Source organism: Rhizobium sp. CFBP 8752 (assembly GCF_014842035.1).
GTDB lineage: Bacteria > Pseudomonadota > Alphaproteobacteria > Rhizobiales > Rhizobiaceae > Neorhizobium > Neorhizobium soli.
Map to the genome: position 1 here is coordinate 1,448,161 of NZ_JACYUZ010000001.1, position 22,627 is coordinate 1,470,787.

Annotated in this window: 26 protein-coding genes and 1 pseudogene; 8 read left to right on the forward strand and 19 right to left on the reverse strand. The window is 60.2% G+C overall.

The features are described from left to right. Positions 1-21 precede the first annotated feature (21 nt). From IFT59_RS06850 to IFT59_RS06860, 4 genes and pseudogenes are all read left to right on the forward strand, one after another. Positions 22-846, forward strand: coding sequence for an inositol monophosphatase family protein (locus tag IFT59_RS06850; RefSeq protein WP_192086426.1), 825 nt, complete (start codon positions 22-24; stop codon positions 844-846). Between the two features lie 96 nt (positions 847-942). Continuing rightward, positions 943-1,158 (forward strand): annotated as a pseudogene (locus IFT59_RS23355) (ArsR family transcriptional regulator); the annotation flags it as partial. Beyond that, positions 1,142-1,627 carry an SRPBCC domain-containing protein gene (locus tag IFT59_RS06855; protein WP_192086427.1) on the forward strand — a complete coding sequence of 162 codons (486 nt, stop codon included), beginning with the start codon at positions 1,142-1,144 and terminating at the stop codon, positions 1,625-1,627. The pseudogene IFT59_RS23355 and the gene IFT59_RS06855, both read left to right, overlap by 17 nt. A gap of 298 nt (positions 1,628-1,925) precedes the next feature. Continuing rightward, the gene (locus IFT59_RS06860; protein ID WP_062456648.1) at positions 1,926-2,351 is read left to right on the forward strand and encodes a winged helix-turn-helix transcriptional regulator; all 426 of its coding nucleotides are present in this window, start codon (positions 1,926-1,928) and stop codon (positions 2,349-2,351) included. A 149-nt stretch (positions 2,352-2,500) separates the two neighbouring features. Here the strand turns inward: IFT59_RS06860 and IFT59_RS06865 are convergent, their stop codons facing one another. The 16 genes from IFT59_RS06865 to IFT59_RS06940 all read right to left on the reverse strand — a co-directional run bounded on the left by IFT59_RS06865 (position 2,501) and on the right by IFT59_RS06940 (position 15,646). Then, positions 2,501-3,445 carry an aromatic alcohol reductase gene (locus IFT59_RS06865; RefSeq protein WP_192086428.1) on the reverse strand — a complete coding sequence of 315 codons (945 nt, stop codon included), beginning with the start codon at positions 3,443-3,445 and terminating at the stop codon, positions 2,501-2,503. A gap of 278 nt (positions 3,446-3,723) precedes the next feature. After that, complete coding sequence (locus IFT59_RS06870) at positions 3,724-4,929, reverse strand: multidrug effflux MFS transporter (protein WP_192087128.1); 1,206 nt, start codon at positions 4,927-4,929, stop codon at positions 3,724-3,726. A gap of 117 nt (positions 4,930-5,046) precedes the next feature. Next, on the reverse strand, positions 5,047-5,379 hold the full coding sequence (gene grxD, locus IFT59_RS06875) for a Grx4 family monothiol glutaredoxin (protein WP_062456655.1): 333 nt from the start codon (positions 5,377-5,379) through the stop codon (positions 5,047-5,049). A gap of 151 nt (positions 5,380-5,530) precedes the next feature. Next, positions 5,531-5,794, reverse strand: coding sequence for a hypothetical protein (locus IFT59_RS06880; RefSeq protein WP_192086429.1), 264 nt, complete (start codon positions 5,792-5,794; stop codon positions 5,531-5,533). A 16-nt stretch (positions 5,795-5,810) separates the two neighbouring features. Beyond that, positions 5,811-6,047 (reverse strand): BolA family protein, encoded by a 237-nt coding sequence (locus IFT59_RS06885; RefSeq protein ID WP_062458029.1) that lies wholly within the window; start codon positions 6,045-6,047, stop codon positions 5,811-5,813. 150 nt (positions 6,048-6,197) lie between these two features. Then, entirely contained in the window at positions 6,198-8,405 is a 2,208-nt protein-coding gene (gene purL, locus IFT59_RS06890; protein ID WP_192086430.1) for a phosphoribosylformylglycinamidine synthase subunit PurL, read from the reverse strand. 102 nt (positions 8,406-8,507) lie between these two features. Further along, positions 8,508-9,071 (reverse strand): acyloxyacyl hydrolase, encoded by a 564-nt coding sequence (locus tag IFT59_RS06895; RefSeq protein WP_249407509.1) that lies wholly within the window; start codon positions 9,069-9,071, stop codon positions 8,508-8,510. A 104-nt stretch (positions 9,072-9,175) separates the two neighbouring features. Then, positions 9,176-9,574 (reverse strand): hypothetical protein, encoded by a 399-nt coding sequence (locus tag IFT59_RS06900; protein ID WP_174196610.1) that lies wholly within the window; start codon positions 9,572-9,574, stop codon positions 9,176-9,178. A 50-nt stretch (positions 9,575-9,624) separates the two neighbouring features. Continuing rightward, complete coding sequence (gene purQ, locus IFT59_RS06905) at positions 9,625-10,299, reverse strand: phosphoribosylformylglycinamidine synthase subunit PurQ (RefSeq protein ID WP_062456665.1); 675 nt, start codon at positions 10,297-10,299, stop codon at positions 9,625-9,627. Beyond that, positions 10,296-10,553 carry a hypothetical protein gene (locus IFT59_RS06910; RefSeq protein WP_062456667.1) on the reverse strand — a complete coding sequence of 86 codons (258 nt, stop codon included), beginning with the start codon at positions 10,551-10,553 and terminating at the stop codon, positions 10,296-10,298. Before IFT59_RS06910 ends, purQ begins: the two co-directional genes overlap by 4 nt. Before the next feature lie 17 nt (positions 10,554-10,570). Further along, positions 10,571-10,813: a phosphoribosylformylglycinamidine synthase subunit PurS gene (gene purS / locus IFT59_RS06915; RefSeq protein WP_062456669.1), complete on the reverse strand. Its 243-nt coding sequence runs from the start codon at positions 10,811-10,813 to the stop codon at positions 10,571-10,573. 15 nt (positions 10,814-10,828) lie between these two features. Beyond that, positions 10,829-11,593: a phosphoribosylaminoimidazolesuccinocarboxamide synthase gene (gene purC / locus IFT59_RS06920; protein ID WP_062456672.1), complete on the reverse strand. Its 765-nt coding sequence runs from the start codon at positions 11,591-11,593 to the stop codon at positions 10,829-10,831. Between the two features lie 236 nt (positions 11,594-11,829). Continuing rightward, on the reverse strand, positions 11,830-12,384 hold the full coding sequence (locus tag IFT59_RS06925; protein WP_092660851.1) for an RBBP9/YdeN family alpha/beta hydrolase: 555 nt from the start codon (positions 12,382-12,384) through the stop codon (positions 11,830-11,832). A gap of 45 nt (positions 12,385-12,429) precedes the next feature. Further along, a complete protein-coding gene (gene purB, locus IFT59_RS06930) occupies positions 12,430-13,737 on the reverse strand; it encodes an adenylosuccinate lyase (protein WP_192086431.1) in 1,308 nt (435 codons plus the stop codon). Positions 13,738-13,839: 102 nt separating this feature from the next. Beyond that, positions 13,840-14,514 (reverse strand): ribulose-phosphate 3-epimerase, encoded by a 675-nt coding sequence (gene rpe / locus IFT59_RS06935; RefSeq protein WP_192086432.1) that lies wholly within the window; start codon positions 14,512-14,514, stop codon positions 13,840-13,842. Positions 14,515-14,584: 70 nt separating this feature from the next. Beyond that, positions 14,585-15,646: a branched-chain amino acid ABC transporter substrate-binding protein gene (locus IFT59_RS06940; protein ID WP_446737830.1), complete on the reverse strand. Its 1,062-nt coding sequence runs from the start codon at positions 15,644-15,646 to the stop codon at positions 14,585-14,587. 197 nt (positions 15,647-15,843) lie between these two features. On the opposite strand from IFT59_RS06940, the gene IFT59_RS06945 reads away from it, so the two are divergent. Genes IFT59_RS06945 through IFT59_RS06960 form a run of 4 tightly spaced genes read left to right on the forward strand, consistent with a single transcriptional unit; the run spans position 15,844 to position 18,841 of the window. Beyond that, a complete protein-coding gene (locus IFT59_RS06945; RefSeq protein WP_062456684.1) occupies positions 15,844-16,173 on the forward strand; it encodes an XdhC family protein in 330 nt (109 codons plus the stop codon). Next, complete coding sequence (locus tag IFT59_RS06950; protein ID WP_192086434.1) at positions 16,170-16,865, forward strand: XdhC family protein; 696 nt, start codon at positions 16,170-16,172, stop codon at positions 16,863-16,865. The genes IFT59_RS06945 and IFT59_RS06950 overlap by 4 nt, the downstream gene beginning before the upstream one ends. A gap of 3 nt (positions 16,866-16,868) precedes the next feature. Further along, positions 16,869-18,512: an NTP transferase domain-containing protein gene (locus tag IFT59_RS06955; protein WP_192086435.1), complete on the forward strand. Its 1,644-nt coding sequence runs from the start codon at positions 16,869-16,871 to the stop codon at positions 18,510-18,512. 2 nt (positions 18,513-18,514) lie between these two features. Then, positions 18,515-18,841: a TfoX/Sxy family protein gene (locus tag IFT59_RS06960; protein ID WP_192086436.1), complete on the forward strand. Its 327-nt coding sequence runs from the start codon at positions 18,515-18,517 to the stop codon at positions 18,839-18,841. A gap of 223 nt (positions 18,842-19,064) precedes the next feature. Here IFT59_RS06960 and IFT59_RS06965 read toward each other — a convergent pair whose 3' ends face one another. The 3 genes from IFT59_RS06965 to IFT59_RS06975 all read right to left on the reverse strand — a co-directional run bounded on the left by IFT59_RS06965 (position 19,065) and on the right by IFT59_RS06975 (position 22,576). Next, complete coding sequence (locus IFT59_RS06965) at positions 19,065-19,490, reverse strand: NUDIX domain-containing protein (protein WP_192086437.1); 426 nt, start codon at positions 19,488-19,490, stop codon at positions 19,065-19,067. Continuing rightward, positions 19,487-21,040 carry a DEAD/DEAH box helicase gene (locus IFT59_RS06970; protein WP_062456700.1) on the reverse strand — a complete coding sequence of 518 codons (1,554 nt, stop codon included), beginning with the start codon at positions 21,038-21,040 and terminating at the stop codon, positions 19,487-19,489. Before IFT59_RS06970 ends, IFT59_RS06965 begins: the two co-directional genes overlap by 4 nt. Positions 21,041-21,268: 228 nt before the next feature. Then, positions 21,269-22,576 carry a M23 family metallopeptidase gene (locus tag IFT59_RS06975; RefSeq protein WP_192086438.1) on the reverse strand — a complete coding sequence of 436 codons (1,308 nt, stop codon included), beginning with the start codon at positions 22,574-22,576 and terminating at the stop codon, positions 21,269-21,271. Positions 22,577-22,627 lie beyond the last annotated feature (51 nt).

Below are 22,627 nucleotides of genomic sequence, written 5' to 3' on the forward strand. Positions count from 1 at the left end.
ACCACTGCAGGATCTCACACCATGACCATGCCGCTCGATATAGCCAAGCTTGCCGACATCCTGCGCCTTGCGGCGAAGGAAGAGATCCTGCCGCGGTTCCGGCGGCTTGGAAGCGGCGACGTGCGTTCCAAAAGCGAGCCGTCGGATCTTGTGACCGAAGCGGACGAGGCAGCCGAGCGTCTGATCCGCCGCGAGCTTGAAGCGCTGGCGCCTGATGCTCTGTTTGTCGGCGAAGAATCGGTGGCCGCCGATCCGTCGCTTCTCGCCAAGCTAGGAGGTTCGGATTTCGCGATCGTCGTCGATCCTGTCGATGGCACGTTCAATTTCGCCTCCGGCATTCCTGCCTTCGGTGTCATGGCCTCTGTCGTCTGGAAAGGCGAAACGGTGGCCGGCATCATCTACGATCCGATGGGTGACGATTGGGTGATGGCGGAAAAGGGCGCAGGCGCCTTCCTGCGCCGTCCTGACGGCGACGCGGTGCGCCTTGCAGTGGCAGAGCCAAGACCGATCGGCGACATGGTCGGAATGGCGTCACCCGGGTATTTCTTCGGCGAGGAGAGAGAGCGGCTGCTGGCCAACCTGGCGAAGGTGCGTTTCTTTGCCAACTATCGATGTGCCGCGCACGAGTATCGCACCTTTGCCGGCGGGCACGTGCAATACCTTCTCTACAACAAGCTCATGCCTTGGGATCATCTGGCGGGCACCCTGATTGCCACGGAGGCCGGCGGTTATGCGGCGCGCTTCGACGGATCCGAGTACCTGCCGGACCACGTGGATGGCGGGCTGCTGGTCGCGACCTGCAAGGACAGCTGGCAGATGCTGCGCCGGGAACTCATCGGCGACTGAGCCTTCAAGGGGTCGGTCCCAGTAGAGGGCGAAACGACACCGTAAGCCAACTCCGTTGTCCTCGTTGAACCCTCGTGTATTTTGGTGCCGGAAGGCGGCATGCGGAAGCATATCCAGGTTCTCGAACGAGCGGGGCTCGTTGTCACCGAGTAGATCGGACGGGTGAGAACCTGCAGGCTTGCGAGACACGGACTTGAGGCGGAGGCCGAGTGCGTAGAGGCGCATCGAAAGCTTCTCGAGGCCCGCTTCGAAGCATTGAATGAACTCATCAGTACCATGCAACGGGAGGTAACCGATGAATCAGCAAGTTGACGTGACATCATTGGAGCGTAGGGGCGATCGCGAATTGGCCGTCACGCGGACATTCAATGCGCCGGCGAGCGCCGTTTTCAGGGCGTGGAGTGAGCCCGAGATGTTCCAGGCTTGGTGGGTGCCAAAATCGGTCCCCGGCCTATCGCTTGTATCGTGCGACATGGACGTGCGTACCGGCGGCAAGTATCGGCTGGAATTCGGTGCTGGCGGCGATTCCGATACCATGGCCTTTCATGGCAAGTATCTCGAGGTCGTACCGAACGAGCGCATTGTCTGGACCAACGACGAGGGCGAAGAGGGCGCGGTCACGACCGTGAGCCTCAAGGACCAGGGCAGCACGACGCTGTTGCGTTTCCACGAGGTCTATCCGTCCAAGGAGGTGCTTGAGGAGGCCCTGCAGGGCTCGGCGGTCGCATTGCCCGAGCAGTTGGACCAGCTCGACGAATTGCTGACCAGCAAAGCTGAGTAGCGCTGTTGCGGAAACGCATCGGGGCACCGTATGCCTTAAGCGCGCTACACCCCCGAGCTTTTTCGCGGGTGGTGAAGGCAAAGCAGACCATTCCCGCGGCGCCGTTCTATGTCCGCAACGGACCGAAAGGCGTCTTCGACAGCTTTGCGCCAACAGCTGATGTCCTCGGCCATCGGTGACACCAACGACGCGGATCTCCCTGCCGACTTTTATGAACGTTCCTACACGTCGGGGAGACAGGTGAAATGCCCTTGGAAGGCTGGTAATACGACAGGCAGCAATACCGGAGGCAAGAGCAATGACCAGAGAAGAAATTCTTAGCTATTCCCAAGCGGTTTGCGACGGTCTTCGCGAGGACGACGATGGGGTGAGACGCGAGGTTCTCACCCATGCGGGAAGCCGGTGGTCGCTCGGCGTCATACACACGCTCGGCGTCTATGGCAGGCTTCGCCACGCAGACATCGGAAAACGAATGCACGGCGTAACGCAACGGATGCTCACGCGCACGCTACGCCAACTCGAAAGAGATGGTCTCGTCACGCGTCACGATCTCGTTGAGGTGCCGCCTCGGGTGGAATACGAACTGACCGAACTGGGAATGGGTCTTCTCATTCGCATGATCCCGTTGTGGACGTGGGTCGTGGAGAATTCCGAGCAGTTTCGAACGTCACGCGAGGATTTTGATGCCCGTCCGCCAGAAAAGCCCTCCTGGCAGACGTTTTAGCAATCGAGACATGCGCCCGCTCCGCTGGTGTCGGCGGCACGGTGTTCGACCTCGTAATGATATTGTTTCGGATCAACTCTCATTGGGAGCGCGGCTATACCGCGCTCCCGGTCTGTTATCTTCCATTGATCTGCATCTCAGAGGCCATGTCACTTGCCGCTCAGGTTCGCGTTGATCCAATCGGACACATCCGTCACCTTGATGCCTTCGCGCGCGTTGAATGTGCCTGCCTTGTCCCATGCCATTCCTCGCCCAATACCAAAGGCTGCCCGGTACTTGCGCATCATGTTTTGGGGGTCATTTGCCAGTTCTTCCATAAGGACGGGCACAGTCCATACGGACCGGCTGAAGGGCCGGTTCAAACCCGCCTCCAGCTTGTCGGCAAGCTCGCCATAGGTGGCGGTGTCGCCCGCCAGGAAGACGATCTCGTTGCTGATGGTCGGCTCGTAGAAGACGATTTCAGCGGTGAGCACGCCGATGTCGTCGGGCGTCGTCAGCGTGACAGCGGTATCGGAGCTGCCAAGAGCGTTGACTGCGTTCTTTTCCAGATCAACGACGCCGAATTCCGGTTCGAAAAGATAACTCATGAACATGCCGGTGGAGATGATGACCCAGTCCATCTTGCTCTGGGAGCGAAGGAGTTCGCGCACATCGAGTTGAGCGTCGAAGATGTCCTGCGGACCGCCTCGACCAATTGCCTCGAAATCGACACCAAACTGCCAGGGGAAGTAGCGCGGAATACCGGACTGTAACGCCGCCTTGGCCAACTTCATCGGTGTATCAATACCAGCCGCGTAGCCAGCGCAGCCAATCACGGTGTCGTACTGTGCAAACAGAGATGCGAGTTCATCGATTGAGCTATTGACCAGATCACCTGTGACGATCTCGATATCCAAGTCGCGGATTTCGGTGACGTCGCGCTGTTTGGCCAGTGGGTCTGATTTAACGGCACTGGCGCGAAGCAGAACGCTTATCTTTGCGTCTTCAATGCCCTTGGCGCGACGGGCCAGATTGCGAAGGACGGGCATGCCGAGTTCCCCGGCCCCGAGCACGAGAATGTTTCGTGACTTCACATTGGAAACTGTCTGGTTCATCGATTTCAATCCTTCAAAACGCTACGTCACCGCTACTTGGCAAGGCGGAACGACGAAGGAAAGAAGGTACACGGATGATACTGCAGCAAAAAATAGAAGGACGATAATCCCGTTGTATTACCCTTCCGCACATACCGTCTGTCCGCTTCGGGCCGAAAGCTGACTCTCTCCGTTAGAGTGTCATTTCGCTCTCTACCGGAACCGACCCCTTCGAGACAAAGCGGATACGAAAAAGGCCGGATCGCTCCGGCCTTTTTTCGCGCTGACGTGATGGACCGTCAGGCCTTGTGGTTATGGGGCCGGAAGAGCTTTCCCTTTTCGCCGATCAGCACGAAGATCAGGCCGATGACCGAGACGGTAAAGAAGCCCGCCACCATCGGGGTTGCCGTGCCGTCGAAGGCCTGGCCGATGGATGCGCCGATGATTGCGCCGCCGACCGTGCCCATGAAGCCGAGAACCGACGAAGCGGTGCCCGCCACGTGGCCGAGAGGCTCCATTGCCAGCGAATTGAAGTTCGAGGCGATCAGGCCGAAGAGGAACATAGCCATGGCGAAGAAGGCCAGGAACAGCAGGAAGGGCATCGGTTCGGATGACAGCAGCTGTACCATCAGCCATAGGAACGTGACGACGACGAAACCGATGATGGCGGCATGCGACAGCTTGCGCATGCCAAGCCTGCCGACCCAACGGGAGTTGAGGAAGGCCGAGATCGACATGAACAGAGCGACCGCAGCAAACGCCACCGGGAACCAGACGCCGAGCTGGTAGATGCCGACATAGACCTGCTGGGCCGAGTTGATGAAGCCGAACAGCGCACCGAAGATGAAGGTGCTCGCAAGCGTGTAGCAGAGCGCCATGCGGTTGGTGAGCACGATCAGGAAGCCGGCAACGATGGACTTTACCGTGAACGGGCGGACATCGGCCTGATCCAGCGTTTCGGGCAGCTTGCGGGCAACCCAGATCGTGACAATGATTGCGACGACGGCGATGAAGACGAAGATCAGGTGCCAGTCACCAAACAGCAGCACGAGCTGTCCCGTTCCGGGCGCGATGATCGGAACGATCATGAATACCATCATAATGAGAGACATGACTTCCGCCATCGCGCGACCGCCGAACACGTCGCGGACGATCGAGACCGAGATGACGCGGGTCGCAGCCGAGCCGATGCCCTGGATGAAGCGCAGGATGAGCAGGCCGGCAAACGAGGGTACGAACACGACGGCGATCGCGGAGACGATGTAGATACCGAGACCGATCAGCAGCGGCGTGCGGCGACCGAAACGGTCAGAGATCGGGCCATAGAAGAGCTGGGCGATGCCGAAGCCGAACAGATAGGCCGAGACGACATACTGCCGATGGTTCTCGTTCTCGACGCCGAGTGCCGCGCCGATCTGCTGTAGTCCGGGAAGCATGATATCGATGGCGAGGGCGTTGAGTGCCATCAGGGCGGCCATCATGGCAATGAATTGTGCCCTTCCCATGCCTTGCAGCTTTGGGACAACGGGATGTGAAGGATTTGTCACAGTGATTTCCTAAAGAATGGGAAAGGCGCCGTGGGAGCGGCGCCTTCAAAATTTTGGAGAGTATATCAAGCCGGATCAGGCTGCGCGGACGGTAATGCCCTGTTCCTCGATATGGGTTTTGAGCTCGCCGGACTGGAACATTTCGCGGACGATATCGCATCCGCCAACGAATTCGCCCTTGATGTAGAGCTGCGGGATCGTCGGCCAGTTGGAGTAGTCCTTGATGCCCTGGCGGATTTCCGCGTCGGCAAGAACATTCACGCCCTTATAGTCGAGCCCGAGGTAATCGAGGATCTGGACCACTTGGCCCGAGAAGCCGCACTGCGGGAACTGGGGCGTGCCCTTGAGGAAGAGAACGACATCGTTCGTCTTGATTTCGTTTGCGATGAAGTCGTGAATGCCGCTCATGATCTTTCCTTTCACATGCGGTTTCAAGGACCGCTGCGGTGTCTTGCCCCTTAAATAGCAAGGTGACCTTACTAATTCCAGCGCAATTCCGCTTGAAGTGTCAAACTGTTTTTGCCCTGGGGCAAGGGACCCGATGTCCTTGCACAGAGGGTTATCGGCTGCGTTGCTTGCTGCGGCTGGTGGCGGTGCGCCGGCGGCTCGTCTGCTTTTTAGCGGGCTTTACGACTTTCGATCGTGCGCCGGGCTTCTTTGCGGTGAACCTGCCGGTGGTCGCGGATCTAGTGGCTGCGGGCGCGGCAGCACGTGCCTGCCGCTTTTTGCGCTTGGAAGGCGTGCGGCCGTGCGACTTGCCCAGAAGCTGCTTGACGACATCGTCGACAACGCTGGTAACGATCTGCTTGATCAGGTCGGACATCGCACCCGAAGCTCCGTTACTCTGATGGAGCGGAGGTCTGAAGCGCCAGGGCGTGCAGAACGCCGCCCATATTGCCCTTCAGCGCTTCGTAGACCATCTGATGCTGCTGGACGCGGCTCTTGCCGCGGAACGCGTCTGCCACGACCTCTGCGGCATAGTGATCCCCGTCGCCCGCCAGATCGCGGATCGTGACCTTGGCGCCGGGAATTCCGGCTTTGATCATGTCTTCGATATCGCCGGGACGCATGGGCATGGTGTCTTCCTCTTCTTCGGCCGCAGACTCATATCGCGGCATGCTTTGACCGAAAGACTGCCTGAAAGCCGTCCTCCGGTCAAAGAGGTAACAACCTCAAATCCAGATTGCTAGAGGATTTGGATCGATCCAAGCTGCCCTAACCGTGACTCACGCCATGAAGGAGGGGAACCAGCTTTCGTGCGCGATGGTCAGATCCTGAACGGTGATGTCGACGATATCGTCGATGACGACGCGATCGCCGGTTACCTTGCCAAGCTGACGGAAGGGCACGGCTGAACCTTCGGCATTGGCCTGCAGGAAATTGGCGATGTCAGCGGGAACGGCGATCACGTAACGCGCCTGGTCTTCCCCGAACAGGAGAGCATGCGCTGGTCCGCGCTGTTCCGACAGGCTGACCGTCATACCCTTTTCGGACGCCATCGCCATTTCGACGAGGGCGAGACCCAGGCCACCGGAGGAGATGTCGTGGCAGGCGCTGACATGGCCGTTACGAATCGCCGAGCGGACGAAGTCGCCGTTGCGGCGTTCCGCGGACAGATCGACGGTCGGCGCCGGGCCTTCAGTCGAGCCGAGGATGTCGCGCAGGTAGATCGAAGAGCCGAGATGGCTGCCATCGGTACCGATCATGATCAGCACGTCGCCGTCGCCAGCCGAGCCGATCCTTGCCATCTTCTGCCAGTCGGGGAGAAGGCCGACGCCTGCGATCGTCGGGGTCGGCAGAATGGCGACGCCGTTGGTCTCGTTGTAGAGCGACACGTTGCCGGAGACGATCGGGAAATCGAGTGCCAGGCACGCTTCGCCGATGCCCTTGATGGCGCCGACGAGCTGGCCCATGATTTCAGGCTTTTCCGGGTTGCCGAAATTGAGGTTGTCAGTGGCCGCGAGCGGCTCGGCGCCGGTTGCGACAATGTTGCGCCAGCATTCGGCAACCGCCTGCTTACCGCCTTCATACGGGTCTGCCTCGACATAGCGCGGCGTGACATCAGACGAGAAGACGAGCGCCTTGGTGGGATGGGTCTCGATGCGCACGACGCCGGCATCGCCGCCGGGGCGCTGCAGCGAATTACCCTGGATCAGCGTGTCATACTGTTCCCAGACCCAGCGGCGGCTGGACTGGTTGGCAGAGCCGACCAGCTTCAGAATGGCATCGTTGTAATCCGTCGGGGCTGCAACGTCTGCCGCCGGCAGATCAGGGCGCGGGTTGTGCTGGATCCAGGGACGGTCGTATTCCGGTGCTTCGTCGCCCAGTTCCTTGATCGGCAGGTTGGCGACTTCCTCGCCCTGATGGATGACGCGGAAACGCAGGTCGTCGGTGGTCTTTCCGACGATTGCGAAATCGAGGCCCCATTTGACGAAGATCGCCTTGGCGACTTCTTCCTTCGAAGGCTCCAGCACCATGAGCATCCGCTCCTGGCTTTCCGAGAGCATCATTTCATAAGCCGTCATGCGCTCTTCGCGCACCGGGACCTGGTCGAGCTGCAACTCGATGCCGAGGCCGCCCTTGGCACCCATCTCGACGGCCGAGCAGGTGAGACCGGCGGCACCCATATCCTGGATGGCGATGACGGCTCCGGTCTTCATCAGCTCGAGGCAGGCTTCCAGCAGGCACTTTTCGGTAAAGGGGTCGCCGACCTGAACGGTTGGGCGCTTCTCCTCGATATCGGCGTCGAATTCGGCCGATGCCATCGTGGCGCCGCCGACACCGTCGCGGCCTGTCTTCGCGCCGAGATAGACGACGGGCAAGCCAACGCCCTTGGCTTCCGACAGGAAGATGCCGTCGGATTTTGCAAGTCCGGCTGCGAAGGCGTTGACGAGGATGTTGCCATTGTAGCGTTCGTCAAACTCGACTTCGCCGCCGACCGTCGGCACGCCAAAGGAGTTGCCGTAACCACCGACGCCGGCAACGACGCCGGAGACGAGGTGTTTTGTCTTTGCGTGGTCAGGGGCACCGAAACGCAGGGCGTTCATGGCCGCAATCGGCCGTGCACCCATGGTGAAGACGTCGCGCAGGATGCCGCCGACGCCCGTCGCCGCACCCTGGTAGGGCTCGATATAGGACGGGTGGTTGTGGCTCTCCATCTTGAAGACGACGACATCGCCGTCATCGATATCGACCACGCCGGCGTTCTCGCCAGGGCCCTGGATGACGCGCGGGCCCTTTGTGGGCAGCGTGCGCAGCCAGCGCTTGGATGACTTGTAGGAGCAGTGCTCGTTCCACATAGCCGAGAAGATACCGAGTTCGGTATAGGTCGGCTCGCGGCCGATCAGATCCAGGATCCGCTGATATTCGTCGGGCTTGAGGCCGTGGGATGCGACGAGTTCTGGCGTGATCGGGAAGCTGTTCGGAATGGTCATGATCTTCTCTATGTTGCGGAGCGAGATATGCGCCGCTCTTTAGCCTATGTCTTGACGAGGCGCGACAAGAAAATGCCGGCGCGCCACAGGCAAAAGCCGAGATCAGAACCGGTAACCTACCGTCAGACCCGCGCGGGTCAGACCATCGTTTGGTCCGTCGCAGAGATTGGCGTGAGACGAATGGCCCGCCTGCGCCAGGAGCTGCCAGTTTCCGAGAAGTTTGACGCCTGCGGCCACATATTCGTGGAAGAGTGCGCGGCAGCCAAGCTGAGGGTCGTCGCCGCTGTCCAGGTTGCCGTCATGCAGCGCGCCGCCGAAGCCTGCTTCCACGAAGACATTGCGCGTGACCGGCACTGTCCACGAGAAGCCTGCATAGACCTGGCTCGTTTCGCCCGTGGTGCTGAGTTCGCCGCCGACGTGAAGGCGTGGCCGCAGGGCCTTCTCAACGCCCTTCGCCTGTTCACGACCGAACGGATCGGTGAGGAGCATTCCCGTCAGGAAGACGCCGTTTTCCTTGCGACCGCTGTCCAGGGAGGTGAGGACTCCAAAACGCGCGTCGTCGAACAGCTGTTCGGCAGCAACGATCGGTGTCGCGACCATGGACAGGAATGCCAAGGGTGCAGCGAGGGCGATCCGCGCCGGCAGTGTCAGGGAAATCGGCGGCAAACTACTCTCCTCGAATCGGCATTATGTTGCCGTTTGAGGAGAGAGTGGTCTGCGAAACTCGTACGGAGCTTACGCTATCGACAGAAGGCTTCTGACGGTCGAGATCAGCAGTTGGTGTTGCCAGCGGCCCAGCGTTGCACATCGGCGTTGACGCGGCCCGACACAGGCTCGCTCATCAGCGGGCCGAAGGTGGAAAGCTTGGCAGGTCTGCCCTCCGCCTGCACCACGAGAAGCGGACGGATATCGGACGAGCCCTTGCGTGTCAGAAGAAAGCGTGGACGACCGGAGAAGGACGTCAGTTCCGGCGCGAACGCGTAGGACTTGAAGGCCGGGTCGCCCGACCGGAACCAGCAGCGATTGGCGCCAACGGCAACCTTTTCCATCACGTCGAGCGCCGATGCGTTGCTGACCGCTTTGACGGGTGGTTTCGACTGGCAGGACGCGAGCGCGGTCCCGAGAGCGACAAGAGAAATGGCAGTCATAGTACGGTAAGAGATCTGCATGTCGTTCCCGGAGGGTTATGGTATTGTCTGCTACGGAGACCTGAGACAGGTCAGGCAGCGATCACGTCGAGCGCCGAGGCAAAAAGGCCGCGACCGTCACTGCCGCCATGCGCGGCTTCGATCAGGTTTTCCGGGTGCGGCATCATGCCGAGAACGTTGCCGCGCGCGTTGATGACGCCAGCGATATCGCTCAACGAACCGTTGGGGTTGGTGCCTTCCGCATAGCGGAACACGACCTGGCCCTTGTCTTCCATGGAAGCGAGCGTGTCTGCGTCGACAAAGTAGTTGCCGTCATGGTGGGCGACCGGGCAGCGGATGATCTGGCCCTTGCCATAGGCGCGGGTAAAGTCCGTTTCGGCATTCACCACTTCGAGCTTCACGTCCTTGCACACGAACTTCAGCGACGTATTGCGCATCAGTGCACCCGGCAGCATGCCCGCTTCGACCAGGATCTGGAAGCCATTGCAGACGCCCATGACCTTCACGCCCTGTTCGGCCTTCTGCTTGATGGCCTGCATGACCGGCATGCGGGCAGCAATTGCGCCACAGCGCAGATAGTCGCCGTAGGAGAACCCGCCCGGAATGACGATCAGGTCGATATCATCAGGGATCTCGGTTTCCGTCTGCCAGATGGTGACGGGCGCCTGGCCGGAGATCTTGGTGAGGGCGGCGATCATGTCGCGGTCGCGATTGAGGCCGGGAAGCTGGACGACGGCGGACTTCATGGGTGCGGTTCAAACCTTGCCTGTGCCTCAGACAGCTCGCGCAGCTCGAGGCGGGTTTCGATACGGTCGAGACGCAGGTCGTGGCGCGCCAGTGCCGTGTGGATATTATGCATGTCCTGATGGAGCGATATCATCGCACCACGCATGGCATTCACTTCTGCCTTCAGATCCCGTTGGCCGATTTTGATGTCAGATATGTCTGCTTGCACGCGCTTCATCAGTTCGTACATGAGTTCATTCGTGACGTCGGCCATGACACACTCCGCAACCGTTAGTCGATTGCGATAGTATAGTTCTCGATTACCGTGTTAGCCAGAAGCTTTTCGCACATCGACTTCAAGTCTGCTTCGGCCTTTACCTTGTCGGTGCCCTCAAGGGAAAGGTCGAACACCTTGCCCTGACGAACATGGCCGACGCCTTCAAAGCCGAGGCTTCCGAGCGCGCCTTCGATGGCCTTACCCTGCGGGTCTAGAACGCCGTTCTTGAGCGTAACGGTCACGCGTGCCTTGATCACTGAATATCCCCCGAATTACTTGACAAGAACCGGGCCGGTCCCGCGGAGCGGCTCGTTTTCATTGATGATGCCGAGACGGCGGGCCACCTCGGAATAGGCTTCGACCAGACCGCCGAGATCGCGGCGGAACCGATCCTTGTCCATCTTTTCCTTCGTCTCAATATCCCAGAGACGGCAGCTGTCGGGCGAGATCTCGTCAGCCAGGATGATGCGCATCATGTCGCCTTCGAAAAGGCGGCCGCATTCGATCTTGAAATCGACGAGCTGGATGCCGACACCGAGGAAAAGGCCGGACAGGAAGTCGTTGACGCGGATGGCGAGCGCCATGACATCATCGAGCTCGGCCGGGTTTGCCCAACCGAAGGCGGTGATGTGCTCTTCGGACACCATCGGATCGGCAAGCTGATCGGACTTGTAGTAGAATTCGATGATCGAGCGGGGAAGAACGGTGCCTTCCTCGATGCCCAGACGTTCCGAAAGCGAGCCGGCGGCGACGTTGCGCACGACGATCTCGAGCGGGATCATCTCCACTTCCTTGATCAGCTGCTCGCGCATGTTCAGCCGGCGGATGAAGTGCGTGGGAATGCCGATCTTGTTCAGGTGTGTGAAGAGATATTCGGAAATGCGGTTGTTCAAAACGCCCTTGCCGTCGATCACACCGTGCTTCTTCTTGTTGAAAGCGGTGGCATCATCCTTGAAGAACTGGATCAGCGTGCCTGGCTCCGGGCCTTCGTAAAGGATCTTTGCCTTGCCTTCGTAAATACGGCGGCGACGGTTCATGATTGTTTTCTCGTTGTTGGCACCCGGGGCAGGCGCAATGGATCGTGTTTGAGGGGTCCATATCGGAAAAGATCGCATTTCACAATGCGGGGGCCATCCGTCCGGTTTTCATCCCGATGAAAAAAGCTATGCCGGCTCCCTCTACCGGATAGGCCGCAGGCGACTCAGTCGCGCTATGCGGCAGAGCTCCAGCCTAGCAGGAAAAATGCGTCATGATTCCGGCGTGACCGCAGAGTTCAGGGCTTCAGTTTGCCGAGGAACTGGGCAAACACCATCGTACCCTCCGGCCAGGGACCATGCCCCGATTCCGCGTTGATATGCCCGGATTCCCCTGCATCGACCAAGACCGATCCCCAGGACGCGGCGATATCGTCGGCGTGCTCGTAGGATCCGAACGGATCGTTTCGGCTGGCCACGGTAAGCGTCGGGAACGGTAGCGGATCGCGCGGGTAGGGGCCGAAGGTCATCAGGTGTTTTGGCCTGATCTTCGGGTTCTCGACCTCGGGCGGCGCAACGAGAAACGCACCGGCGATCTTCTTCTTGAAAAGAGGGATCGCATGGATGGCGGTTGCCACGCCCAGCGAGTGGGCGACGAGCACCACCGGTCGCGTCGAGGCGTTCACCTCTTCCACGAGCCTTTGGACCCAGTCGTCCTTGACCGGTTTTGCCCATTCCGCTTGCTCGACCCGGCGCGCGGTGGCGAGTTTATTCTCCCACCGCGTCTGCCAGTGTGTAGGGCCGGAATTGGTGTAACCCGGAATGATCAGGATATCGGCTTCGGATGCTTTCATGCCGCTAATCTGTGTTTGCGTGATTTCAATATCAAGCTGCCTGTATCACGCTTCGCCAAAGACGCGGGTGAAGATCGTGTCGACATGCTTGGTGTGGTAGCCGAGGTCGAACTTCTCGCGGATCTCTTCCTCGGAAAGGGCGGCCCGGACTTCCTGATCGGCCAGCAGCTCTTCGAGGAAGTCCTTGCCTTCTTCCCAGACCTTCATGGCATTGCGCTGCACCAGACGGTAGGCATCCTCGCGCGAGGTGCCAGCCTGCGTGAGCGCCAGAAGAACGCGCTGGCTCATGACCAGACCCTTGAACTTGTTCATGTTCCTCAACATGTTCTCTGGGTAGATCACCAGCTTCTCGATGACGCCGGCGAGACGGTTGAGAGCGAAGTCGAGGGTGACGGTCGTATCCGGGCCGATGGCGCGTTCAACGCTCGAGTGGCTGATGTCACGCTCGTGCCAGAGAGCAACGTTTTCCATCGCCGGAACCACCGACATGCGCACGAGACGGGCAAGGCCGGTCAGGTTTTCGGTGAGAACCGGATTGCGCTTGTGCGGCATGGCCGACGAGCCCTTCTGGCCGGGCGAGAAGAATTCTTCCGCTTCCAGAACTTCCGTGCGCTGCATGTGGCGAATTTCGATCGCGACGTTTTCGATCGACGAGGCGATGACGCCGAGGACCGCGAAATACATCGCATGACGGTCGCGCGGGATGACCTGCGTGGAAACCGGTTCTGCCTTCAGGCCGAGCGCTGCTGCGACATGCTCCTCGACGCGGGGATCGATGTTGGCAAACGTGCCGACGGCGCCAGAGATTGCGCAGGTGGCAACTTCTTCGCGGGCTTCGAGCAGACGGGTCTTGTTGCGGTACATTTCCGCATAAAAGCGCGCAAAGGTGAGGCCCATCGTGGTCGGCTCGGCATGGATGCCGTGGCTGCGGCCGATACGGACCGTATCCTTGTGCTCGAAGGCACGGGTCTTGAGGGCTTCAAGAACACGATCAATGCCGGCGATCAGGATGTCGGTCGCCCGCACGAGCTGGATGTTGAAGCAGGTGTCGAGGACGTCCGAGGATGTCATGCCCTGGTGGATGAACCGGCTGTCGGGGCCGACGAATTCCGCGAGGTGGGTGAGGAAGGCGATGACGTCATGCTTGGTGACGGCTTCGATCTCGTCGATGCGCGCGACATCGAACGTTGCGCTGCCGCCCTTTTCCCAGATTGTCTCAGCCGCCGACTTCGGGATCACGCCGATCGCGGCAAGCGCGTCGCAGGCATGCGCCTCGATTTCGAACCAGATGCGGAACTTCGTCTCTGGCGACCAGATGGCGACCATCTCGGGCCGGGAATAGCGAGGGATCATGAGCGTGCGGCTTTCCTGTCAAGTGTTGCCCAGCCTGTAGCAACAAGCGGGCCAAAGCTCAATAACTTCGGGTTTGTTTGCAGGAAAGAGGGCGCCGGATGGTTAGCGCGCGCCGCTTGCCGCTGTTCTCAGTGCTTCGATATTGGTGCGATAGGCGTCGATGCCGTCACCCTTGTAGATGGCGGAGCCAGCAACGAAGACGTTGGCGCCGGCAGCGCTCGCAGCGCCGATCGTGTCTGCGGTGATGCCGCCGTCGACTTCGATCTCGATCGGGCGGTCACCGATCAGGGACTTCGTCGCGCGAATCTTGTCGAGCATGGCGGGGATGAATTTCTGGCCGCCGAAGCCGGGATTGACGCTCATGATCAGGATCAGATCGACGTCATCGAGCACGTTTTCGAGCGACGACAGCGACGTGGCCGGATTAAGCGTCACGCCGACCTTCTTGCCGAGGCTGCGGATCGTCTGCAGGGAACGATGCAGATGAGGACCCGATTCGGCATGGACGGTAATACTGTCGCAGCCGGCCTTGGCGAAGGCTTCGAGAAAGGGATCCGCCGGCGCGATCATCAGATGGCAGTCGAAGAACGCGTCGGTATGCGGTCGCAGCGACTTGATGACGTCAGGTCCGAATGAGATGTTGGGTACGAAATGCCCGTCCATGACGTCGAGATGCACCCAGTCAGCGCCCGCCTGCACGACGTCGATGACTTCCTGGCCAAGCTTGGCAAAATCGGCGGCAAGAATGGACGGGGCGATGCGGATCGGCAGGGTCATGGGATGGGTCTCCGGTTTGAGGGAGGCTTTATCATCCCGTGGCGACAGGAACAATCGCCTGGCCAGACCATCAGTCGGTGGCGGGCCCGATCTCCACAAAGTCCGTACCTTGCCACTCCACCAGACGGAACGGGTTCTGCTTCAATTCGTGGTCCGGGCCGAAGGCGACAGGACCGATCGCGGTCGTGAAGGAGCCTGCCGCAAGAGTGTCGGTCAGGGAACGACCATTGGACGTCTCGGTCACCGCCCGGTGAACAAGTTCCGTTGCCGCATAAGCGGGCAGAACGTAGCCTTCCGGCTCGACATTGCCTGCGCGTAGTTGCGTGACGGCGGTGGAAGCTTCAGGCGCAACTGCGTAATCCGGAAGGGCTGCCGCGAGCACGCCGTTGGCAAGGCCAACAGGACGGTTTGCGGCACGCAGCGCATCTCCGCCCATGACTGTCAGGGAAACGCGTTCTGCCGCAGCATCACGAACGATGATGGCGGTATCGTTTCGGTCGCCACCGATAAAGACATGGGTCGCGCCGGCCTTTGCCAGGCGGCGGACGAGAGCGATCTGTTGCTCCTGGCCTGGCCTGAACACGTCGGTGAACGCGGGGCGGATGCCTGACGGTTCCAGCTTCTGGCGCACGGCGCTTGAGAGCTCGCGGCCATAGATCGTGCCGTCGTCGATGAATGCGATCGGCTCGGCTTTCCAGCGGGATAGGATGGCAGCTGCAACAGCATCCGCTTCGGCGGTTTCGGTCGGTGCCAGACGGAAAAACGGCCAGTCGTTGCGAAGTGCATCCTCCATCAGGATCTTCGACCGCACCGAGACCGAAACGGCTGGAATAGCGGCGGCCTTCAGAGCGGGCATCGCCGTCGTCAGCGTTTCCACGCAGAGGAAGCCGATGGCCGCGCTGGCCTTTGCATCCGTCAGAGACTTCGATACCGCGAGCCCGCCATTCTCGTCACAGCTCTCGTCCAGCTCCACCAGCGTATCGCCATTGGCCTCGGCGGCCGCACGGGCGCCTTGGTAGATCTGGGCTCCGAGGAGGGCGTATGGACCCGATTTCGGTGCGACCACGCCGATGATCGCGGCCGATGCAGACGGAGCAGCGAGGAATGAGGCAAACAGGCCGGCTGATATCAAAGTGCGAATGTCCATGCCTTCCCTTAACTCATTGCGGCTTGCGTTCCAGCACATTTAGCTTTCCCATCCGACCGGTCAAAGAGAATCGCGTCACGACGATAAAAACTGCGCGCAGACGTGGAAAAGCGCGGGTGAGGCTTCCATATCGTCACAACGCGCCGATGCGTGTTTCGAAAATTGCCGTCTGAAAGGCACCGATGACCGTCACATCCAGTCTTGATCCACTCGTCACCGCCCAGAATTGGGCCGAAAGCGGCCGCGACGTGGCGATCGCAACCGTCGTCGAGACCTGGGGATCTGCACCACGTCCGATAGGAAGCCATCTCGCGATCGATGGCGAGGGGAATTTCGTCGGCTCCGTTTCGGGCGGCTGCGTCGAGGGTGCGGTGATTACGGAGGCGATCGAGGTGATTTCGTCAGGCACGCCGAAGATGCTGGAATTCGGCGTTGCCGATGAGACGGCATGGCAAGTCGGGCTCTCCTGCGGCGGCAAGATCCGCGTCTATGTGGAAAGGCTCGGCCGATGAAGTTCGATGATCTGGCGCGTCTCAACGGCGCCCGGCAGGAAAGACGGGCCTCGGCGACAATAACCGACCTTGCGTCGGGCGAAATTTCTCTTGTTTCCGAGGAAACGGTTCCGGAGGGTCCGCTTGGTGCCGCCATCGCGGACGCGATGCGCAGCGGCAAGGCCACGAGCGTCGAAATCGACAACCGCATTCTGTTCATCAATGTCTATCTGCCGCCGCCAAGGATCGTCGTGATTGGTGCGGTTCATATCAGCCAGGCGCTCGCCCGTCTGGCGCCGGTGGCGGGCTACGACCTCACGATCATCGATCCGCGGACAGCCTTTGCCACCAAAGAACGGTTTGGTGATGTCGATGTCATCGCGGAGTGGCCCGAAGACGCGCTGAGAGAGCGACCGTTCGATAGCTATACGGCTGTCGCGGCCCTGACGCATGATCCGAAGATCGATGATTTTCCCTTGTCACAGGCGCTGAAGGCGGGCTGTTTTTATGTCGGCGCGCTCGGTAGCCGCAAGACTCATGCGAAGCGCGCTGATCGACTGAAGGATATGGGACATTCCGTGGAAGAGATTGCCAGGATTTCAGCGCCGATCGGTCTCGACATTGGTGCTGCGAACCCGGCCGAGATTGCGCTTGCCACACTTGCCGACATCGTCAGGTCGTTGCGCCGGCGCGACCTCCTTACGCAGGGTTAGGGAATGAAATACGCCAGCTTCCCGTTGCGTGATGCTAAAAACATCGTGCTTGCCCATTCAATCCGGTTTGAAGGTCAGCAAGGACGACTGCACAAGGGTCACCGGCTGGCGCCTGATGACATCGAGCGTCTGCGCAAAGAGGGAATCGCTTCCGTCATAGGCGTGCGGCTCGATGCAGGAGACGTTCTTGAAGACAAAGCGGCGGGAATGCTGGCCGCCGCAATCGCACCCGATCACCTCACGTTTTCGGAGCCAGCAACGGGACGTGTCAACGTTTATGCGGCAACGGCCGGTCTGTTCGCCGCCAACACGCACGTCGTCAACGCGCTCAACGGCGTGGACCCGTCGATCACGCTTGCCTGTCTCAAGGATCGCGTATCGGTCAAGGCAGGCGACATGGTCGCAACGTTCAAGATCATTCCGCTCGCTGTCGATGGCGATTGTCTCGGGAAGGCTGTGGCGCTGCTTGGGGCTTCTACACCGTTTGAGGTCAAACCGTTCGAGGCTCATGCTGTCACGTTGATTGCAACGGAGCTTGCGACGCTGAAGACGTCGGTGATGGACCGAACGGCGAAGCTCATCGAGCAGCGACTTGCACTTTCGGGCAGCACACTGGTGCGCGAAATCCGTATTCCGCATACGCATGACGCCCTGACCGCCGCCCTGCAGGCGCTTGATCTCGGGAACTGTCGCGAGCCTTCGCTGGTGATCGTGTTTGGTGCGTCCGCCGTTGCCGATGAAGAGGACGTCATTCCGGCTGCGATCCGAGCCGCTGGCGGTGAGGTGATCCGCGTCGGCATGCCGGTCGATCCCGGCAATCTTCTTGTTTACGGCCATATTGGTGGTGTCACGGTACTGGGAGCCCCCGGTTGTGCACGGTCTCCGAAGGAAAACGGTTTTGACTGGATGCTCCACCGGCTGCTTGCCGGTGAAAGACCGACATCGGACGATATTGCCGCACTGGGTGTGGGAGGACTTTTGATGGAGATCCCGACAAGGCCTGCGCCGCGGGACCGCAGCGAGAGCAAGGACGATGTCTCGCTTTCGGTTGCGGCTGTCCTGTTGGCCGCCGGTCAGGCCAGGCGCATGGGCGAAAGTGGCCTTCACAAGCTGCTTGCTGAGTTTGACGGTGTGCCGCTCGTGCGCCGCTCCGCCGAGATGCTGTTGGCCTCGAAGGCCACACCCGTGGTCGTTGTCACCGGTCACCGGCAGCAGGATATTGCGGCCGAGCTTTCATCGCTCGACGTCCGTCTCCAAGACAACCCCTCCCATGAAGCGGGGATGGCGAGCTCTCTGATTGCCGGATTCACTCGGCCGGATGTAACGGCAGCAGATGGCGTCCTCGTCATGCTGGCAGATATGCCGGGCGTGACGTCAGGGCATATCGATGCGTTGCTCGGTGCCTTTGGTGACGCCGGTGGCGAGGCGATCGTGCGCGCAGTCTCCAACGGCAAGCGCGGCAATCCGGTTATTCTGCCGCGCGCCACCTATGATGCTGTACGGAACCTGCAGGGCGATGTCGGCGCAAGGGCGATTATCGAAACCTCCGGTCTTCCGGTGATCGATGTCGATATCGGTCCGGCAGCCCATCTTGATGTGGATACGCCCGAAGCCGTCATTGCTGCAGGTGGCGTTCTGAGGACGTAACGATGGATACTATCGCGATCGAAGAGATGTTCGAAGGTCTCGGGCCCGTCAGCATCCGTCGGATGTTCGGCGGCAAGGGCATCTACCATCAGGGCCTCATCGTCGCGATCGAGCTGCGCGACGAACTGATGCTGAAAGCCGATGCCGTGAGCGCGCCTGAGTTCGCTTCTGCAGGCGCGCGGCAGTGGAGCTACGAAGGCAAGAAGGGCAAGTCCGTGATGATGCCTTACTGGACGGTACCGGAAGATGCGTTTGAGGACCCCGACCTCATGTCAAATTGGACAAGACTGGCCTACGAGGCCGCAATCCGGAGTGAAATCGACAAGTAACCTATATTTTTGGCACTGCGAGATTTCGCGTATTGAATAGGCAATAGGTTTCGCGCTAAAATAGGCATCGTAATGGGGGATGCAGGCTTACCGAGCAGTCGGTGCGTTTCCATCTGACGTAAAATACAACGCTGTTTCATCACGGGCAGCCGTTCCGGGAAACCGGGACGGCTTTTTGCGTTGCTGTTTTATCAACGTCCGCCGCGGGCTGGAAGTTGTGTGTTCAGATTTTGGAAAGATGTTCAAATGCGCGGATCGAGAAGACCGAGAGTGGCATTGGCGGATCGGTAGGGTCAAACCATCCCAGATCCGAAAGCTTGTCCGGTTCGGTCAAGCGTGGCTCGCCGGAGAAATCGCGTGTGACGTAGATCATGGAGATCCAGTGTTGTGCGTCTTCCGGGAGGATCTGTTCAGTCGTGCAGAGAAACTCAACTTTGCCGATCGACAGGCCGGTTTCTTCCTCGGCCTCACGACGTGCCGCATCCGCGGACGGCTCCATCTTATCGACCTTGCCGCCGACGATGTTCCAGTAACCGGCTTCCGGCGCCTTCAGGCGACGGCAGAGGAGAACCCTCCCATCATCCCGCAGAATGACCAACCCGGCGCCGACGCCGGGAAAGTCTATGCCGGGTCTCAGGGACAAATTCAAACCTTGGCGTTGGCGACGATCAGCATGAATGCCGGAATGTCGTCGCCGAAACCGACTGGTGTCGGGCCGTCATCGTGGTCGCGGTAGTGACGGCGACGCTCGCGGTTGTCGTCATTGGCAGGATTCGGAGCAGGGGCCGGGCGAGGAGCGCGTTGCGCGCCATTGTTCTGCGGCTTCCTGTCGGCGCTACGTTCGCGCTTTACGTCTTCTACCCTGGCTTCAATCATATTTTCCGTCTGGCTCCGATCATCCTGGCTCGTCGGTTCTGCAATCTTGACCGGAGCTTCTACGCTCCTGGTCTGCTCGGCGCGCTTGCCGCGACCGCGATCCTTGTCGCGCTCGCCACGCTTGCCGCCACGATCGCGACCCTGGCCGCGTTCCTGACCCTTGTCGCTGCTTTCCATCGGTGCCGGCAGGGCAGCGATGTCACCGTTCAGCCATTCGATCTTTTGAGTGATCAGCTTTTCGATGGCATCGAGATACTTAGCATCGGATTTTGTCACGAGCGTGAATGCACGACCGGACCGTCCTGCACGGCCGGTACGGCCGATGCGGTGGACATAGTCTTCCGCATGGATTGGAACGTCGAAGTTGAAGACGTGGCTGACGTCCGGAATATCGAGACCGCGCGCTGCGACGTCGGAGGCGACCAGTAGCGTGATCTGGTTGTCCTTGAAGCCTGCCAGCATGTTGGTACGCGAGCGCTGATCCATGTCGCCATGGAGCGCGCCGACCGAGAAGCCGTGGCGCTCGAGCGAGCGGAACAGGTCGGCGACATCCTTCTTGCGGTTGCAGAAGATGATCGCGTTTTTCAGGTCGTCCTGCGCGCGGATCAGGTCGCGAAGGGTTGCCCGCTTCTCGTAATCCTTGTTGTGAGCGGCGACCAGGCGCTGCGTCACCGTCGTTGCTGTCGAAGAAGGCTTTGCCACCTCGATGCGTTCCGGGTTCTGCAGGAAGCGGTCGGCCAGCTTCTGGATTTCCGGCGGCATGGTGGCCGAGAAAAACAGCGTCTGACGCGTGAACGGGATCATCTTGGCGATCTTTTCGATATCCGGGATGAAGCCCATGTCCAGCATGCGGTCGGCTTCGTCGATCACCAGGATCTCGACGCCGGTCATCAGCAACTTGCCGCGCTCGCAGTGGTCGAGCAGGCGGCCTGGCGTGCAGATCAGCACATCGGCGCCGCGCTCAAGCTTGCGATCCTGTTCGTCGAACGACACGCCGCCGATCAGGAGAGCGACGTTCAGCTTGTGATTCTTGCCGTATTTTTCGAAGTTCTCGGCGACCTGTGCCGCGAGTTCGCGGGTCGGCTCGAGGATCAGCGTCCGTGGCATGCGGGCGCGGGCACGGCCTTTTTCCAGAAGTGTCAGCATCGGCAGCACGAAGGATGCCGTCTTGCCTGTTCCCGTCTGCGCGATGCCGCAAATATCGCGGCGCTGCAGGGCAAAGGGGATGGCACCAGCCTGGATCGGTGTCGGGATGGTGTAGCCCGAGTCGGTGACTGCAGAGAGTACTTTCTGGCTAAGGCCAAGATCAGCGAATGTGGTCAAAGGGAAATCTGTTTCCGTTGCAATTCGGGGAAGTGATCCGGTGCCGACGGTAACTGGCGTACGACAACTGGCCCGCGACATAGGACCAAAATGCCGGAAAGTCAAGAAATCCCGGAATATTGCTGCCGGATGTGGTGAATAGAGGCGGCAAGGCTTCCAATGTGTTGTCGAACGCGCTCAGTTTCGCAACGCATGACCCATTCCGGACCTCTCGCGCATCTTTGCGGCCTAATTGAGATAATTGTCGAGCTTCATACCGGCGTTCAGGAAATGCACGGGGTCGACCGGCGAACCGTCGCGTCGCACTTCGTAATGAACATGCGGTCCCGTGGACCGTCCGGTGGAGCCTGCACGTCCGATCACCTCGCCGGGAGCCACGGTTTCTCCGGCTCTGACAAGGATGCGCGACATGTGGCCATAGCGCGTGGTGATGCCTTGGCCATGATCGATCTCGACCAGATTGCCATAGCCTGCTGAGGGACCGGCGACAACGACTTTGCCGGCGCCCGTACTCTTCACGTCGTCACCGGTCTCGGCTTGAAAATCGATGCCTGCATGCAGCGCGAGGCGTCCGACAAACGGGTCCATCCGGTTACCAAACCGGCTGGTGACGGAACGGCCGGGGGCCGGGTTTCCGAACGGCAGCTCGCGCGCCACGTCGCGGACGCTTTCGAGCCGGTTAAGCGCGGAATCGAGATCATCGAGCGATGTGTCGAACGTGTCCGAGAACAGCTGAGGCTGGACGTAGGGGCCACCAATACCCGGGTCCGGTTCGGTCGGAGGAGCGGCCGCGACCTGCACGCCCGTACGCCGGAGGATGGACGTGATGGCGTCTGCCGTCTGCGATGCGCCAGTGGTGAGATCGGCGATCTTGACGATCTGGCGCTTCTCGATGTCCTTCAAGGACAGAGTCACCTTGGAAAAGATGCGGTCGGCTCGATCCGCGAGATTTTCGCGAAGCGGGGTGTAGGCCAATGGGTTGGCGACGCCGAGATCCGCCGGAGCGGAATGGTTCGACAACAGGCCTTCGATCGCGTCCAGTCCATGACTGACGGATGCCTGCTTGTCCTTGCCTTCTGCCTGATAGGCTGAAGCTGGTGACGACGAGGTGCCGGCGGACGGGACGATGCCCGATTCTTCCGCGCGGTCTAGAAGCGAACCAAGCTTGCCGTGCCGCGAAAAGAGGGCGTTTTGCTGTTCAAGCAGTTTCTCGACCTTTTGCTCCACGACCTGCTGATCGAGCAACTGGCGGGATGTGATGCGGTCGAGCTGGGCGCGCAGGGCAGAGATCCGGTCTTCGTAATCATGCTGCATGCGCGCCTGGCGCGCCATCGTTGCGCCGATCAGATCGTCGCGGATCACGAGATAGCTGGTGGCGCCGAGATATCCGATCGCCAACGCGCCGACGACGCAGACGGAGACTGCCGCCATCCAGGGGCGGATCGTCATGTGGCGGATCTTTTCGCCGCTTGCGAGAATGAGAACGTGCTCGGGAGCACGATTTCCAAAAACGCGGCTTTGAGTTCCGTTTGCCACCTTCTGCTCCTGAAGATGCGCATGAGACGAGTCGTGCGCGGTGATCCTTCC

Excerpts from the sequence above, each read along its gene's own strand:
- IFT59_RS06850 (WP_192086426.1), top strand. The coding sequence starts at position 22 with ATGACCATGCCGCTCGATATAGCCAAGCTTGCCGACATCCTGCGCCTT.
- IFT59_RS06855 (WP_192086427.1), top strand. The coding sequence starts at position 1,142 with ATGAATCAGCAAGTTGACGTGACATCATTGGAGCGTAGGGGCGATCGC.
- IFT59_RS06860 (WP_062456648.1), top strand. The coding sequence starts at position 1,926 with ATGACCAGAGAAGAAATTCTTAGCTATTCCCAAGCGGTTTGCGACGGT.
- IFT59_RS06865 (WP_192086428.1), bottom strand. The coding sequence starts at position 3,445 with ATGAACCAGACAGTTTCCAATGTGAAGTCACGAAACATTCTCGTGCTC.
- IFT59_RS06870 (WP_192087128.1), bottom strand. The coding sequence starts at position 4,929 with ATGGGAAGGGCACAATTCATTGCCATGATGGCCGCCCTGATGGCACTC.
- grxD (WP_062456655.1), bottom strand. The coding sequence starts at position 5,379 with ATGAGCGGCATTCACGACTTCATCGCAAACGAAATCAAGACGAACGAT.
- IFT59_RS06880 (WP_192086429.1), bottom strand. The coding sequence starts at position 5,794 with ATGTCCGACCTGATCAAGCAGATCGTTACCAGCGTTGTCGACGATGTC.
- IFT59_RS06885 (WP_062458029.1), bottom strand. The coding sequence starts at position 6,047 with ATGCCCATGCGTCCCGGCGATATCGAAGACATGATCAAAGCCGGAATT.
- purL (WP_192086430.1), bottom strand. The coding sequence starts at position 8,405 with ATGACCATTCCGAACAGCTTCCCGATCACGCCAGAACTCGTCGCATCC.
- IFT59_RS06900 (WP_174196610.1), bottom strand. The coding sequence starts at position 9,574 with ATGCAGATCTCTTACCGTACTATGACTGCCATTTCTCTTGTCGCTCTC.
- purQ (WP_062456665.1), bottom strand. The coding sequence starts at position 10,299 with ATGAAGTCCGCCGTCGTCCAGCTTCCCGGCCTCAATCGCGACCGCGAC.
- IFT59_RS06910 (WP_062456667.1), bottom strand. The coding sequence starts at position 10,553 with ATGGCCGACGTCACGAATGAACTCATGTACGAACTGATGAAGCGCGTG.
- purC (WP_062456672.1), bottom strand. The coding sequence starts at position 11,593 with ATGAACCGTCGCCGCCGTATTTACGAAGGCAAGGCAAAGATCCTTTAC.
- IFT59_RS06925 (WP_092660851.1), bottom strand. The coding sequence starts at position 12,384 with ATGAAAGCATCCGAAGCCGATATCCTGATCATTCCGGGTTACACCAAT.
- purB (WP_192086431.1), bottom strand. The coding sequence starts at position 13,737 with ATGATCCCTCGCTATTCCCGGCCCGAGATGGTCGCCATCTGGTCGCCA.
- rpe (WP_192086432.1), bottom strand. The coding sequence starts at position 14,514 with ATGACCCTGCCGATCCGCATCGCCCCGTCCATTCTTGCCGCCGATTTT.
- IFT59_RS06945 (WP_062456684.1), top strand. The coding sequence starts at position 15,844 with ATGACCGTCACATCCAGTCTTGATCCACTCGTCACCGCCCAGAATTGG.
- IFT59_RS06950 (WP_192086434.1), top strand. The coding sequence starts at position 16,170 with ATGAAGTTCGATGATCTGGCGCGTCTCAACGGCGCCCGGCAGGAAAGA.
- IFT59_RS06955 (WP_192086435.1), top strand. The coding sequence starts at position 16,869 with ATGAAATACGCCAGCTTCCCGTTGCGTGATGCTAAAAACATCGTGCTT.
- IFT59_RS06960 (WP_192086436.1), top strand. The coding sequence starts at position 18,515 with ATGGATACTATCGCGATCGAAGAGATGTTCGAAGGTCTCGGGCCCGTC.